The organism is Methylophaga thalassica, from assembly GCF_030159795.1.
Classification (GTDB): domain Bacteria; phylum Pseudomonadota; class Gammaproteobacteria; order Nitrosococcales; family Methylophagaceae; genus Methylophaga; species Methylophaga thalassica.
Genome location: NZ_BSND01000003.1, coordinates 269,153 through 284,299, shown reverse-complemented (window position 1 = coordinate 284,299; position 15,147 = coordinate 269,153). Strand labels below are relative to the sequence as shown.

The 15,147-nt window shown below is 43.2% G+C and carries 13 protein-coding genes and 1 tRNA gene; 1 reads left to right on the top strand and 13 read right to left on the bottom strand.

The window, feature by feature from the left end; translation table 11 throughout:
- Nucleotides 1-167: 167 nt before the first annotated feature.
- The gene (locus QQL60_RS01500) at nt 168-554 is read left to right on the top strand and encodes a hypothetical protein (protein WP_284451765.1); all 387 of its coding nucleotides are present in this window, start codon (nt 168-170) and stop codon (nt 552-554) included.
- Between the two features lie 55 nt (nt 555-609).
- Here the strand turns inward: QQL60_RS01500 and QQL60_RS01495 are convergent.
- The 13 genes from QQL60_RS01495 to rsfS form a co-directional block, all read right to left on the bottom strand.
- Nucleotides 610-686 (bottom strand) — tRNA-Met (locus QQL60_RS01495).
- Nucleotides 687-739: 53 nt separating this feature from the next.
- The gene (gene ntrC / locus QQL60_RS01490; protein WP_007145773.1) at nt 740-2,149 is read right to left on the bottom strand and encodes a nitrogen regulation protein NR(I); all 1,410 of its coding nucleotides are present in this window, start codon (nt 2,147-2,149) and stop codon (nt 740-742) included.
- Nucleotides 2,139-3,212: a nitrogen regulation protein NR(II) gene (gene glnL / locus QQL60_RS01485; protein ID WP_139031856.1), complete on the bottom strand. Its 1,074-nt coding sequence runs from the start codon at nt 3,210-3,212 to the stop codon at nt 2,139-2,141. The genes ntrC and glnL overlap by 11 nt, the downstream gene beginning before the upstream one ends.
- 202 nt (nt 3,213-3,414) lie before the next feature.
- On the bottom strand, nt 3,415-3,927 hold the full coding sequence (locus tag QQL60_RS01480) for a DUF4124 domain-containing protein (RefSeq protein WP_284722186.1): 513 nt from the start codon (nt 3,925-3,927) through the stop codon (nt 3,415-3,417).
- 96 nt (nt 3,928-4,023) lie between these two features.
- A complete protein-coding gene (glnA, locus tag QQL60_RS01475) occupies nt 4,024-5,433 on the bottom strand; it encodes a glutamate--ammonia ligase (protein WP_007145776.1) in 1,410 nt (469 codons plus the stop codon).
- A gap of 178 nt (nt 5,434-5,611) precedes the next feature.
- Complete coding sequence (locus QQL60_RS01470; RefSeq protein ID WP_007145777.1) at nt 5,612-5,839, bottom strand: sulfurtransferase TusA family protein; 228 nt, start codon at nt 5,837-5,839, stop codon at nt 5,612-5,614.
- Nucleotides 5,836-6,888, bottom strand: coding sequence for a tRNA (5-methylaminomethyl-2-thiouridylate)-methyltransferase (locus tag QQL60_RS01465; RefSeq protein ID WP_040576499.1), 1,053 nt, complete (start codon nt 6,886-6,888; stop codon nt 5,836-5,838). The genes QQL60_RS01470 and QQL60_RS01465 overlap by 4 nt, the downstream gene beginning before the upstream one ends.
- Before the next feature lie 13 nt (nt 6,889-6,901).
- The gene (gene tldD, locus QQL60_RS01460; RefSeq protein ID WP_007145779.1) at nt 6,902-8,344 is read right to left on the bottom strand and encodes a metalloprotease TldD; all 1,443 of its coding nucleotides are present in this window, start codon (nt 8,342-8,344) and stop codon (nt 6,902-6,904) included.
- Nucleotides 8,345-8,391: 47 nt separating this feature from the next.
- Entirely contained in the window at nt 8,392-12,204 is a 3,813-nt protein-coding gene (locus tag QQL60_RS01455) for a YhdP family protein (protein WP_284722185.1), read from the bottom strand.
- Nucleotides 12,205-12,211: 7 nt separating this feature from the next.
- The gene (gene rng, locus QQL60_RS01450; protein WP_007145781.1) at nt 12,212-13,684 is read right to left on the bottom strand and encodes a ribonuclease G; all 1,473 of its coding nucleotides are present in this window, start codon (nt 13,682-13,684) and stop codon (nt 12,212-12,214) included.
- Entirely contained in the window at nt 13,681-14,259 is a 579-nt protein-coding gene (locus QQL60_RS01445; RefSeq protein ID WP_007145782.1) for a Maf family protein, read from the bottom strand. The genes rng and QQL60_RS01445 overlap by 4 nt, the downstream gene beginning before the upstream one ends.
- Complete coding sequence (gene rlmH / locus QQL60_RS01440; protein WP_007145783.1) at nt 14,256-14,726, bottom strand: 23S rRNA (pseudouridine(1915)-N(3))-methyltransferase RlmH; 471 nt, start codon at nt 14,724-14,726, stop codon at nt 14,256-14,258. Before rlmH ends, QQL60_RS01445 begins: the two co-directional genes overlap by 4 nt.
- A complete protein-coding gene (gene rsfS, locus QQL60_RS01435; RefSeq protein WP_007145784.1) occupies nt 14,723-15,079 on the bottom strand; it encodes a ribosome silencing factor in 357 nt (118 codons plus the stop codon). The genes rlmH and rsfS overlap by 4 nt, the downstream gene beginning before the upstream one ends.
- Between the last annotated feature and the right edge of the window lie 68 nt (nt 15,080-15,147).

Here is a 15,147-nt window from a genome sequence, read left to right as displayed (position 1 = left end):
GCAACTTAAACTGCTTTCTCTCACTTTTAGCTCAATATCTTGTCATTTTTAGATCATGAAAAAAAGGATTCAATCAATATGAAATATACCTTTTATTTTCAATCACAAAACTATCCATAACCGAGTGAGTCAACTTCCAATTGAAAAAAACAGCAGGAAAACGCTTTATGAAATCATTAACATCAATTTTCATTTTATTTTTCTCATCTATCAATGTCGCCGGTCAAGTCGCTCTAGCCGATGACAACGCTGCTGCTGATTTTATTGTCTTTAAAACGCTTGAAGACAAAGATACCAGTAGTGATTGTACACAACGAGGAGGACTGCGAATTTATGTTGAAAACACCCACCCCGAAAAAACGATTGACCTGAGTTTAGACCGCTACTTCTCCACTGTCCGACAAGCTGGTCGGTCAATGTTTGCTTTGGAAAATGGCCACAGCCAAGCACTCGGCTGCAACATCGTTATGGATAGCGAACAACATTGGGAATTGATTAGTGCTGAATTCATCAGCAAAGAAGATGCTCTGCAACGCTATGGGACGTTGTATTAATGACCCAATAAAAAAGCTCAAAACAATAAATTGTTTTGAGCTTCTATATTCAGTTTGGTAGCGGGGGCTGGATTTGAACCAACGACCTTCGGGTTATGAGCCCGACGAGCTACCAGGCTGCTCCACCCCGCACCTGATTAAGCAATGCATTATACATACCACTTCATAGGCACGCAAGTCTTATTCTAATTTTCTTTTAATTTACGCGTTAAGGTATTTCTACCCCAACCTAATAATTTGGCTGCTTCCTGGCGTTTTCCAGCCGTCTTTTCCAGAGCCACTTCCATCAAAAGTTGCTCTATCAAAGGAACGACATCAGCTAAAGCCCCTTCCTGCCCAGTCAAGGCTTTATTAGCAGCCCATTGTCTGAATAATTGCTGCCAGTCTCCACCTTGTCTGCCACTATGAGCATCTATGGTTTCTGTAGAAAGCTCTACTGGCAGGTCGTCCATCTGAACAACTTGCCCGGGCGACATCACCGTTAACCAGCGGCAAGTATTTTCTAATTGGCGTACATTACCAGGCCAGGGTAATTGGGATAAATACATTTCGACATCCGAGGCTACAGACTTGGTCGACATATTTAATTCTTTTGCTGCTTTATTTAAAAAGTACGCAACCAGGGCAGGAATATCTTCTCGTCTTTCACGAAGTGAAGGAATATGAATACGAATCACATTGAGGCGATGAAATAAGTCCTCACGAAAATCGCCACGTTCAACCAATTTTTCTAAATTCTGGTGTGTTGCCGCAATGATACGTACATCGACTTTGACGGCACTATGCCCACCCACTCGGAAAAATTCACCATCCGATAACACACGTAACAGGCGCGTTTGTAACTCAATGGGCATGTCACCAATTTCATCTAAAAACAACGTACCGCCATTAGCCTGTTCAAAGCGCCCTTTTCGCTGTACATGTGCACCAGTAAAAGCTCCTTTTTCATGACCAAATAATTCTGACTCCAATAATTCTTTGGGAATAGCGGCCATATTTAAAGCGATGAAAGGGCCATGTTTGCGTGGACTATGGCGATGTAAAGCCTGTGCAACTAACTCTTTACCTGTGCCTGACTCGCCATTCACCATGACCGTTATATTCGAGCGGGCAAGACGACCTATGGCTCTGAAGACTTCTTGCATAGCCGGTGCTTCACCGACTATCTCTGTACTGATATTTACATCTTCAACAGGCTTATTATTCTGTTCACGGCTATGACTTATTGCTCTTTGAACCAGTTCAACCGCTTCATCAACATCAAATGGTTTTGGCAGATACTCAAAAGCACCACCTTCATAGACAGAAACAGCACTATCGAGATCGGAATATGCCGTCATGATAATGACCGGTAGTTCAGGATAACGTTCTTTGATCTCGGATAATAATTCCAAGCCATCAATACCAGGCATTCTGATATCACTGATCAAGACATCTGGTCTTTGTTCACGTCCCTGTTTTAGCTCATTTAATGCAATATCACCGGTTTCAAAAGCACGAACAGTAATGTCAACAACTTCCAGGGCCTTTTGTAAGACCCATCGAATTGATCGGTCATCATCTACAATCCAAGCTATCGCTCTACTAGCGTTCACGTGCAAACTCCAAAGGAAATGTTACTGAAAAAATAGTTTGTCCAGGTTTACTGCAACAGCAAACTGTTCCTCCATTGCGTTGGACTAAGTTTTGAACTAGATACAGGCCAAGTCCTGTTCCATCAGCCCTACCCGTGACCAGTGGATAAAACAAACTATCTTGTAATGATTCGGGAATACCTGGGCCGTTATCTTCAATCTCAACTAAAACGCCCAATTTGTAATACTGTTTTTCTATGGTGATATTTCGCTGAATTCTGGTGCGGAGAATAATCAAACCTACACCATGCATGGCTTGAACAGCATTTCTTACAATATTAAGAAAAATCTGAATAAGCTGGTCAAAGTCAGCATACAGTTCAGGAATACTGGGATCATAATCAATTTTAAATCGAAGACGCTCGTCTACTTCAATATCAACTAATTGACGAACATGTTGCAAAATCTCATGAATATTTGTGTGGCGTTTTTCAGGTTGCTGATTTGGTCCCAGCATTCTATTCATCAAGTTCTGTAAGCGGTCTGCCTCGGTAATAATAATTCGTGTGTATTCTTTTAAATCTTCAGAGTCCAGTTGCCTTTCAAGTAATTGTGCGGCACCACGTAATCCCCCCAACGGGTTTTTTATTTCATGAGCCAAGCCCCGAACGACTTGCTGTTGAGTGTGGAGATTTTCATCCCGCGTTATTCTCTGTTGATAATCAAGAAGTGCAAGCTCAAGGATGACGTAAGAATCATCCACATCCAACATTTTCATAGAGCAATCCACCAAGACTTCGCCACTTGCAGGCAAAAACAAATGTACTTCACGTTCAATCAGTGCTTGTCCGCTAGAGACGACACGCTCAAGCGATTTAAATAATTTTCTCTCACCAGGTAACAAGGTTTGTAGTGGAATGTTTTCAGCCTGACGCTGACTGATCTCAAATAAAATTTCTGTGGCTGTATTGATGTAACAAACGCGTAAAGCGGAGTCCAGAATCAGTATAGAAGTAGATAAACTTTCTAATACATCATTGCTGGCGAAAGCATTGTGGCTCATAGTGGTAACACTCATATTCATGCTCAGTTGGTAGCAAAAAACGCTCCACATTTGAGCACTGTCAAAGGGGTTATAGTTAAGCTATTGATTGCTATAACAACACCATTAAATTCTTCTCAGATTTACTCAGTGGTGTAATGAAAAATAATACAGACTAGCACTACCTATGCACCATAACTGTGCATTGGATACTCGTGCTTATTCTCATTAATCGGCGCGTTAGCTAATTTAGCTTAGATGCTCGGTGTAAATGAAATACGATGTTATCAGAGGCTAATTCTTTATCATCGGCACTGATAATTTTTGCCGTGATTTCGTGTGAACCTCGACTAAGGTTAGTAAATTGATAAGAGGTTGATGCCTGGGGCTCACCGACAGCCTGCCCGTCAAGATACACCTGAATCGCATCCCCTCTGTCGGGATTCAGTGCTGGCTCTATACTCAATGTGACTTTCACATCACCATTATTTACCCAAATACTTTCATTTGCTGCTGGAGCGGTAATTGAAATCTGATAATCAGGTACTGGCGAGGAATCTGTTTCTGACTCTGTTTGGCTTGTTTGTTGAACTTCTGGTGGAGAATACGTCGCTGAAGGTGGCAATTCAATCAGTTCAGCACCGGGCCTTTCTTCATCAGAAAATACAACTGTACCGTCTGGTTCTACCCAGCGGTATATAGCTGCCAGAACCTGACTGCTGAATAATAACAAGAAAATCAGATATATAACTCTCATTGGCTAAGCATATTCCACCATGTCTCTAACCGCAACTCACAGCCATAAAAAAAGCGCCCCGAAAGGCGCTTTTTGTTAGCTTCATCACATAAGTGATTACACGCTGTAGTACAAGTCATACTCAACTGGGTGTGTTTCCATACGGATACGAGTGACTTCTTCCATTTTCAATGCAATGTATGCATCGATCATGTCATCAGTAAATACACCACCTTCAGTCAAGAAAGCGCGATCTTCATTCAAACAATCAAGTGCTTGATCTAATGAATGACATACTGTTGGAATTTCTGCTGCTTCTTCAGCTGGTAAGTCATACAGATCCTTATCCATTGCATCACCAGGATGGATTTTGTTTTTAATACCATCTAAACCAGCCATTAACATCGCTGAGAATGCTAAGTATGGATTCGCGGTTGGATCAGGGAAACGTACTTCAATACGGCGACCTTTTGGATTACTAACAAAAGGAATACGGATTGAAGCTGAACGGTTACGTGCTGAGTAAGCCAACATAACAGGCGCTTCAAAACCAGGCACAAGACGCTTGTAGCTGTTTGTTGAAGAGTTAGTAAACGCATTCAGAGCACGCGCATGTTTGATGATACCACCGATGTAGTAAAGCGCAGTTTCAGATAAACCACCGTATTTATTACCAGTGAATTGGTTTTCGCCATCTTTAGAGAAAGATTGGTGAACGTGCATACCACTACCATTATCACCTACGATAGGTTTAGGCATGAATGTCGCTGTTTTGCCATAAGCATGAGCAACATTATGAACAACGTATTTCAGGATTTGTACTTCGTCAGCTTTTTTAACCAGTGTGTTGAATTTAACACCGATTTCGCACTGACCTGCAGTTGCTACTTCATGGTGATGAACTTCAACAGGTAAGCCCATTTCTTCCATGGTTAAGCACATTGCAGCACGGATATCGTTGAGTGAGTCAACAGGAGGAACAGGGAAATATCCTCCTTTCACTTTTGGACGGTGACCTTTGTTACCATCAGCGAATACTTTTTCTGTATTCCATGCTGATTCATCAGAGTCGACTTTAAAGAATGAACCAGACATATCGCTTCCCCAGCGAACATCATCTAAGATGAAAAATTCTGGTTCAGGACCGAAGAAAGCAGTATCACCAAGGCCAGTAGATTGCAGGTAAGCTTCAGCACGCTTAGCAACACTACGTGGGTCACGTTCGTAACCTTGCATAGTTGCAGGTTCGACGATATCGCAACGAATAATTAGTGTGTTGTCGTCCATAAATGGATCCATCACAGCTGTTTCAGGATCTGGCATTAAAATCATGTCTGATTCATTAATACCCTTCCATCCTGCAACAGAAGAGCCATCGAACATTGCGCCTTCTGTGAAGGTATCTTCATCAATTGTGTGTGCAGGGTAAGAAACATGCTGTTCTTTACCACGCGTATCGGTGAAACGGAAGTCAACAAATTTGACATCCTCATCTTTGATCATTTGAAGCACATTTTCGACTGACATTTAACTTCTCCAATTTTTATAAACTGCACTTTCTGTAGTGCAAACTAAACACGCGACACAATACAGCAGAAATCACGCCAACTTTTACTACATAAAAAAATCAACTATTTAGGTGCATTTGCACCAACACTAAGCACCAATAAAGTGCATAAAAACCCATAAACGCACTATATTAGTGCTACGCACCAACTCGAACCGTAATGACAAGTTCATCATCATTTTGTTGCGTGGCTATTACTTCATGGCCATTGATGCGAGCCCATGCAGGAATATCATGTAAAGCACCAGGATCCGTGCATATTACATCCAGCTCATCGCCCTTAGTCATCTGCTTAATTTGATTTTGAGCTTTTATTACTGGTAAAGGGCATAACATCTTTCGAGCATCTAAAGTTTGCTTACTCACACATACCACTCCTGTAAAACTTGCTCCGCAGAAAGTGGGGGAGTTTTTACCTGCAAACTACCTTGTTTTGGTAATGCAATATCCAACTCAACCTCATCCGCCATTCTACCCTGCCCAAAGCGAGCAACAATAGCTGCGGCGAGTTCATATTGTTCCTCATCAAGCTCACCGTCAACCAGCGCCATCGGACCACTGTGACTTAAAGCGTGAATACTAATAAATTCTTTTCGATAGCCTTCTAAAAACTTACTTTCACCGGCATCACGCGCGATGATCAGCTTAAATTCTGCTTTTGGACGAATATGTCTGCCCACTTTCAGCAGCATGATATCGTCCATCTCATACTCTCTGCTATTGCGCGCTTGCCATAAATCGACAAGCTTGTCAGAGTAACTTTTGTCGGTGAGAAAACAACAACCACCCGCTGGAGTCGCAAAATCAGTTAAGCCAAACTGTTTGGCCAAAGCAATTTGTGGTTTACGGTTACGACCATGAAAATCGTACAATTTACTACGATCTACCCAGCCTTCACGCTCTGGTAATGTTTCAGGAAGATTTTTAGCACACAACGGTCTGAGTAATAAATCCTCAGCACCAGACTCTTCAGAGATAATCGGCATGGTCGCTTTACGTTGCGACATTGGGCGTTGGCCAATCACTTCGCCAGTAATAATAAAGTCAAAACCATCGTGATGATTTTCTTTTATCCACTCAACTGCTTTGCTGACCATGAAAATCTTACAATCCAGGCAGGGGTTCATATTCGCCCCGTAACCATGTTTAGGATTCAGTAATACTTCTTTGTATTCTTCAATAACATCAACGATATGTAATTTAATGCCTAGTTGCTCCGCCACCCAGAGTGCATTATTTCGTTTTTGTTTATTCTTATCTTGATTACGAATGGCATGAGTATGCCCTTCAACACAAAAACCGGTATAGAAATTAATCCCTTCTACTTCAATACCTTGTTCTTGCATGACTCGGACGGCCAGCATTGAATCCAGACCGCCTGAAATCAAGGCGACTGCTTTATGTTTTTTTTCCATCATTATTTTAAATCTAAGCTGTTCCACCAACAGTTAGTGCATCAATTTTCAGAGTAGGCTGTCCCACCCCTACAGGTACACTCTGTCCTTCTTTACCACAGTTACCCACACCGGTATCAAGCTCTAAATCGTCAGCAACCATTGATATGCGTTGCATGACTTCTGGTCCGTTACCAATGAGTGTTGCCCCTTTTACAGGTGTGGTGACTTTACCGTTTTCAATGAGATAGGCTTCACTTGTCGAGAAAACAAATTTGCCAGAGGTAATATCGACTTGGCCACCGCCAAAATTAACGGCGTAAATGCCTTTCTCGACAGAAGCAATAATCTCTTCTGCTTTATGCTCACCAGGCAGCATGTAGGTATTCGTCATGCGAGGCATCGGCAAGTGCGCGTATGACTCTCTGCGTCCATTACCCGTACTCGTGCTGCCCATAAGCCGTGAATTATGCTTATCCTGCATGTAACCTGTTAGTTTGCCCTTTTCGATCAAGGTAGTGAATTGGGTTTCCACTCCTTCATCATCCACATTCAATGAACCTCTTCGTGACGGCATGGTGCCATCATCGACAACCGTACATAAAGGTGAGGCCACCTGCTCCCCCATTTTCCCTGAGAACGTGGATGTACCTCGTCGATTAAAGTCACCTTCTAAACCATGACCAACGGCTTCGTGTAATAAAACTCCTGGCCAACCATTACCGAGTACGACGGGCATTGTCCCCGCTGGAGCAGCAACGGCTTCTAAGTTAACTAAAGCCAATCTGACCGCTTCTTTTGCATAATTAACAGCCAGACTATTTTGTTGGAAGTAACGATAATCCATTCGACGTCCACCACCAGCACTGCCACGCTCACGGCGTCCATTTTGCTCAACAATCACACTGACATTCATACGAACAAGAGGTCTGATATCCGTGGCATATGTGCCATCACTTGCGGCGATCAACACTGTATCAATACCACCTGCCAGACTCACACTCACTTGTTTAACACGAGGATCAGCGGCTCTTGCTGCAGCATCTGCTTCTCGTAATAAGTTGAGCTTTTCAGTCACGGTCAACGCGAGGATAGGATCATCCGGGGTATACAGTACGGGAGATTGCTGTTTTGTCCAGACGGCGACAGATTGTTGAGAACCTTGTCTGGAAATTGCCTGAGCCGCCTTAGCTGCCTTTTGTAAAGCAGGCAAAACCAGGTCATCTGAATAAGCAAAACCCGTCTTCTCACCACTACAGGCTCGGACGCCAACACCTTGTTCAAGATGATAACCACCGTCTTTAATAATGCCGTCTTCTAACACCCAGTTTTCTTGTCTGGACTGTTGAAAATACAGATCGGCGTAATCGACACCAGCGGTCATTGTCGTTGCTAATGCATTTTCCAAATCAGTGTCTGTTAAACCAACAGGAACTAAGAGTTGCTGTTGAACTTTTTCGGGAATCGAGGCGCTCATCAATAAAGAATCATCGTTTGTTTAGGATGGGCACATGATATCAGATTCTACTGCTGAGCTGGATTCATAACATTGAGTTTAGGGTCACTCCAAGGTCCAGTCAGCTTGTAACTATAGCTGATTAGGTTAATTACATCCCTATCCAATACACTGCCTGCGATTTTATCAAACAGCAAGATGGCGGTACCTACGCCAAGCCCCACTGGACCACCGGCGACAGCCCCAGCGATAGGCAAGGTCGACGACACTTTAGGTGTGACTTTAACGACTTGATTATAGGTCTGATTAACCATATCAATAGGGCCTTTCATTTCAATCACAGCCGAATCCCCTTGCATGGTCAGATCATTGGTTGAAGCGATACCATTGTCAAACTGAAAATGGCCTTTGATACTGCTGAAATCAAAGCCGCCACCGAACAGGTCACTAAAATCCAGAGATAATCGCCGTGGGATAGCGGCAATGCTAAGTAATCCAAAAATTCTGCCCGCAGCACCAGGTTCGACTTCTAGCAAACTTCCCCGACCTACAGACAAATCCAATTTGCCATTTAGACTCTGACGAGAAAATGACAAGGGATCATGGCTCCAACTCAGGTCAGCATTCACTTTGACCTGCTTCGCTGCAATCACTTTCTGATAATTAAAATGGTCGAGTAATGCTTTTAAGTCATCACTTTCAATACCCAGCACAAAATGACTTTGATCACCAGACTCCGTTTTTTGCCATTCTCCAGTCGCAGATGCCTTCATCGCCGCTGATGATAATGATGCAGTTTTTATTATCCATTGATTTGGTGTTGTCTGTGCTTCCAGGTCTAACTGCCCCAAATCAAGATTGTTAATGGTCAATGAGTTAATTGCCAACTTAATAGGCGGCCATAAATCAGCCGGCTGCTTATTCTTCTCTTGCTCGTTCTCATCCTCGTCATTTACGTTTAGCTTAAGATACTCAAGACTCACATCAAGTGGTGCCGAATTATTGATATCCTCCGGCACACTCACAACGCCTTTTACTTGAGGTGAGCTTAAATCTAGTAACCATTTAGAATCGGTTTGTTTACCTTTAATAAGTAAATTATCAAGCGACTGATCTTGCAGTTGAAGTTTAGCCAGCCGGATGTCAAGACTATCAATTTTATCGAGCAATGATGGTCCAGTTGTTTCAGGTAAGCTGTCTTGCCAGTCTAACCATGGCTGAATATCCAGATTGTTAATTACTCCGGCGACTTGTAAACCGCTAAGCGATTCGTTAGCGGCCTGACCGCCCAGCATAATTTGCCCAGAAATTTCACTATTTTTATCAGCATAAATGGCAGCCTTTAACCAGTCTGCATAATGGATGTTATACATCAGGCCATCACTTTTCTCATGCATCACAGCCTGAAGCCGGACAGGCTCTGAGACCGTTTTTCCCAATGGCTTGGGTGCATCAATCTGAATACCTTGTAAATCACTGGTGACTGTGACATTGAGTTCAAAATTACCCGGTTTCGGTTCACTGATGGCAATTCCTGTTGAATAATCACTTTCTCCACGGACAAATGCAGGCACGGCACCTGGCCATGTGTTATTGAGTGCTGCAACAGCTACTCTGCCATTGATATCAACATAGGTTTTTGCTTGTTCAGTTTTCGCATTAATGACTATGGGCTCATTAAAGGCTGTCGCCGTGATTTTTTCTGCTGATACACCGTCATTACTGAACAGAAGACGACCATTAATATTACCTATTTCCAGCCCTGCTATGGCTTTGGTCGTTAAAGCACTTTGATTAAAACTGACATAACCTTTGGCCTGGGTATTATCAGGGTCCACTAATGGCACGGTTAAATCTAATTGAATATTGCTTTGTCCCTTGGCCTGGAGCCAGTCATCAACACTGCCAAAGCGTGACTTTAATGGACTCTTTTTCAAAAAAGCTAAGGCATTACTGGTCGAACCATTTAGTATGCCACTGACTTTCAGAATCGGATTGCTCCTAACGAGATTACTGATAGTGGTGGTAACTTTATTAAAGTTAAAACCCGCTATCTGTCCGGACTCACTATGAATGAGCAAATTATTACCCTGACCTTCCACTGTGCCATTAACATGCATTAAATCAGGCCAACCAGGGCCATAATGCAACTGAACATCTTCGACGTTCAGTTGCATATCAAACTTACCTTGATCAGGTTCAGTATCAAAAGGAAAGGCTGTCGGGTCACCTTTCATCACAATCGTGCCAGAACGAATGATACCCTGCTGAAAAGCATCAGCTGACCACTTTTCAAAGTCGTCGGGCAAAATTCTTTTAGGCACATACTGTCGCCATTTATTTGCGGCAATATCCTGCAATGTCAAGGTTAAGTCGGTATCGGTAACACCCTTTATCTGTTCAACTTCGCCACTAAGCAGAATATTTAAATCATCGTTCCAGATTTGTAATGCATCTGTATTCACCGCCCACTCATTATCTTGTTTATGCCAACGTATTTTGCCTTTGATCGAATCAAACAAAACAGAATCTGGCAGCCAGGTATCAGCGTAAATGGCGCTTGCTCGGCTATCCAGCTCAAGTGTGCCTTTATTTTTATCCTTATCAATGGAAAAACTTAGGTCATTAGCACCTGGGTAGTCCTGCCAAGGTAAGAAAGAAACACCACTGGCTTTCATGGCAAGCTTATCCAATCCTGACTGCTCAGAATAAGCAAAAGAGACATTTTGCAAATCACCTGCGGGTTTTGTATTCACCAAAACAGCCGGCATATCATTCATCAATAACGCTAGGGAAGTAATGTCACTCAAACGAATAAATGAAGCCTTTCCTGACAATTCACCATTTGTTTCTTGTTTTATATCAAAAAAAGTCGTGGGCCATTCTTCACCCGCCATTTTAATTTGAACTTGTTTACCCTGTAATTGCCACTGCTTATCAGCATAATCAAGTTGAAAATGCCCCATCAGCTGTTCAAGGCTCACCTCTGTGAACTCATCATCAGGTTTGGACGAAGACAAGGTAGCATCAGTCAGCTCCAACTCAAGTCCCGCCAGCAAAGCTTGTTGGCTTGCTTTCTGTACGTTTAATGTGGCGGTTAATAGTCCGTCATCTAATTTAGCCCCTCTGTATGCGCGTTTTTTCAGTAATTTGCCCAGAGAAACCTCATCAAGACGTAACAGCCCCTGCCAGGAAGTAATATTTAGTGCATCATTAATTTGGGCGGTTGCTGATAACTCAAGACTATTCCCCAAAGTCTCAGGGAGTGCTAACGTGGCTTCAGAAATGAATTGTTGGTTATTAAATCGTAGTGATGCCTGTTCGATAATGTACTGACCAGACAGTGCAGGTTCATTATCATCTTTGTATTGGACCTGCACATTCGCTAAACGTGAATGCTTGAGTCTGGTTAACCAGTTAAAAACCGTTTGGATATTATCGTCAGAAAGCGGTTGCTGTGATTGATGCTGATAGCCTTTTACCCGGAATTGACCATCCGTTGTATGTTCTACCTTTAGTTGGGCATTACGAATACTGGCATCCGCTATCATCAACTCGCCACTGCGAACAGATGAAAAGACGTCTACCGCCAGATAAACTTGGCCAGCCTGGAAAATGGGCGTATCCCCTTGTTTCGTCAATACCTTTAGCTGACGAATTTCAAGTTTGGGGATGAGGTCCAGCCAATACAGGCCAGCTTCTTCGATTTCTACAGGGTAACCACTTTGCTGAGACGCCCAGCTGGCAATTTCATCTTTTCGCTCGGCAACCTGATCTGACAGCCAGATAGCGGTTATCAGTAATAAAAGCCCCAACGTGATCGAAATCGCGGTGAGATAAAATAATTGCCGTCCGGCAATATGCAGGCTGCGCTTTAGCATCAAATACCTACATTAAAACCACGTTGAACTGCTCACGGCCATATTGCGGTTCACACTGGAATAATATGGGCTTACCGATATGGTGTTCTAAGTCAGCTACTTTCGTAGAGTCCTCATCATTCAGACGGTCAATCACGTCTTGTGAAGCCAGAATAAGAAACTGTTTGGTCTCATACTGTTTAGACTCACGTACAATCTCACGGAATATTTCATAACATACCGTTTCAACATTTTTGGTGTAGCCTTTACCTTCACAGCAAGGACAGGCTTCGCACAGAATGTGACCTAAACTTTCACGAGTTCTTTTTCGTGTCATCTCCACCAGACCAAGCTCTGATACCGCACTGATGTTATGACGTGCCCGATCTAACTGCATGGCTTTTTCTAAGGCACGTAAGACTTGCTCACGGTGGCCAATTTCATCCATATCAATAAAGTCGATAATGATGATTCCGCCCAGATTGCGTACCCGTAACTGGCGGGCAATGGCATGCGCAGCTTCGAGATTTGTTTTGAAAATGGTTTCTTCCAGATTTTTATGCCCAACAAAACCGCCGGTATTTACATCCACCGTTGTCATGGCTTCCGTTTGATCAAAAATAAGATAGCCGCCAGATTTCAACGGTACCTTACGCTGCAATGCTTTCTGGATTTCATCTTCCACGCTGAACAAATCAAATAGCGGTAAATCGCCTTTGTAATGCTCAAGCCGAGCGGCACACTCAGGCATAAACCCCTCAGCAAAATGCACGGCTTTATGAAATGTTTCTTCAGAATCAATACGAATTCGGTCAATATCTGCAGAAAATAAATCACGTAATGCGCGCATTGCAAGCGATAGATCTTCATGTAGAGGCTCGCCGCACTTGACGAGTTGTTTGCGTTCTTGCAGTTTCGCCCATAATCGGTAAAGAAATTTGAGATCAGCCTTTAATTCAGCTTCTGATACACCTTCTGCTGCAGTCCGCAGAATATATCCACCGGCACCTTCTTCTAGCAGATCAATCAAACAGGTTTTTAGTCGTTCACGTTCCTGCTCTGTTTCAATTTTTAATGAAACGCCAATGCCTTCCGTTTCCGGCATATACACTAAATAACGTGATGAAACCGAGAGTTGCGTGGTAAGACGCGCCCCTTTTGTGCCCATTGGGTCTTTAATGACCTGAACCAGGATCTCCTGACCTTCACGTAACAAACTACTGATAGTCGGCTCAACACTGGGGGCTTCTTTCAGATCACCGGTCTGGCCTTTAGGTATTGAAATGTCTGATACATGTAAAAACGCCGCTCTTGAAAGGCCAATTTCAACAAAAGCCGCTTGCATGCCAGGTAAAACGCGACACACCTTTCCTTTGTAAATATTCCCTACTAAACCACGATATTCATTACGCTCAATAAATACTTCTTGAAGTAGTCCATTCTCAACTACAGCTGCACGGGTTTCACTCGGCGTCACGTTGATCAATATTTCACTACTCATTGGTCATCCATTGTTAATAAAAGTTGTCCCGTTTCCCTGATGGGTAATCCCATAATGCCAGAATAACTGCCTTCTATATGCTCGATAAACAAAGCAGCCAGGCCTTGTACCGCATAACCACCGGCTTTATCGACACCTTCTTTAGTGTTGACGTACCAGAGAATATCCTTTTCTTTCATCTCAGTGAAGCGAACATCATTTACAGAAACTAAGCTTGATATCGAATTTTCTTTTGCTAATGCAATCGCCGTCATTACCTGATGCGTTTTACCCGATAACATTTTTAACATGCTTATCGCCTGCTCATCATTCTCGGGTTTACCCAAAATAGTGTTATCAACGACAACGGCAGTATCAGCAGCCAGCACAGGCTTTTTATCAGCGGCTAATAACAAACCTCGTCCCGTTTGTGCCTTTAACTTAGCAATACGACTCACATAATCAAGCGGGAGTTCGTTGTCAAAGACAGATTCATCGACATCTGGATTGATGACAGAAAAGTCCACGCCCATCTGTAATAACAGCTCACGTCGTCGTGGTGAACGTGAAGCAAGATAAATTGACGGAAAATTCATGATCGATGATAGGGATGATTCTGCAGGATAGTCCAGGCTCGATAGAGTTGTTCAGCTAATACAATACGCACCAGTGGATGAGGCAAAGTCATTGCAGATAAAGACCATTTCTGATTAGCGCGCTGTAAACAACTCTGATCCAGTCCATCTGGCCCACCAATCATTAAAGCAACATCACGTCCATCTGTCAGCCATTGCTGCATTTGTGATGATAAGACTTCGGTACTCCAACTTTGACCGGTCACTTCCAATGCCACCACGTGCTGATTATCTGGAATCGCAGCCAGAATTCGCTGGCCTTCTTCTTTCTTCCACTGTTCTGGCTGCGCATTTTTCGTTCGGCGTGCAGGCGTGATTTCTGTCAGTTGTAACCCACATTCCCGAGGCATTCGTTTGCTGTATTCTTCATAGCCCTCAGTCACCCAGCCTGGCATTTTATTGCCAACAGCGACGAGATTTATTTTCATTCCCGCTCAGCCGATGCCTGTTCACTCTGTGCTGGTACAGTCCATAGTTTTTCGAGGTTGTAGGTCAGACGCGTTTGCGGAGTCATGATATGTGTAATCACATCCCCTAAATCTACCAGCGCCCATTCGCCTACTGTTTCCCCTTCAACCCCTAGAGGTTGTACACCTGCTGCTTTTGCTTGCATGACGACTTCATTTGCTAAGGCTTTCACCTGACGACTTGATTTACCTGTGGCAATAATCATGATGTCTGTCACATCAGTCATTTCTTTTACGTCCAGTACCTGGATATCTTCTGCTTTAATGTCTTCGAGAGCATCGATGACCAGTAATTTTAGTTGTTCTGCCTGCATTGGGCACTCCATTTAATCTATCTGTTTCATAGTGTAACGTAAGGGCTTATTAATATCCCGATTATTAC

Coding starts and splice junctions, on each gene's coding strand:
- QQL60_RS01480 (WP_284722186.1), bottom strand. CDS start 3,927: ATGAGAGTTATATATCTGATTTTCTTGTTATTATTCAGCAGTCAGGTT.
- tldD (WP_007145779.1), bottom strand. CDS start 8,344: ATGAGCGCCTCGATTCCCGAAAAAGTTCAACAGCAACTCTTAGTTCCT.
- glnA (WP_007145776.1), bottom strand. CDS start 5,433: ATGTCAGTCGAAAATGTGCTTCAAATGATCAAAGATGAGGATGTCAAA.
- rng (WP_007145781.1), bottom strand. CDS start 13,684: ATGAGTAGTGAAATATTGATCAACGTGACGCCGAGTGAAACCCGTGCA.
- rsfS (WP_007145784.1), bottom strand. CDS start 15,079: ATGCAGGCAGAACAACTAAAATTACTGGTCATCGATGCTCTCGAAGAC.
- glnL (WP_139031856.1), bottom strand. CDS start 3,212: ATGAATATGAGTGTTACCACTATGAGCCACAATGCTTTCGCCAGCAAT.
- QQL60_RS01500 (WP_284451765.1), top strand. CDS start 168: ATGAAATCATTAACATCAATTTTCATTTTATTTTTCTCATCTATCAAT.
- rlmH (WP_007145783.1), bottom strand. CDS start 14,726: ATGAAAATAAATCTCGTCGCTGTTGGCAATAAAATGCCAGGCTGGGTG.
- QQL60_RS01455 (WP_284722185.1), bottom strand. CDS start 12,204: ATGCTAAAGCGCAGCCTGCATATTGCCGGACGGCAATTATTTTATCTC.
- QQL60_RS01465 (WP_040576499.1), bottom strand. CDS start 6,888: ATGGAAAAAAAACATAAAGCAGTCGCCTTGATTTCAGGCGGTCTGGAT.
- QQL60_RS01445 (WP_007145782.1), bottom strand. CDS start 14,259: ATGAATTTTCCGTCAATTTATCTTGCTTCACGTTCACCACGACGACGT.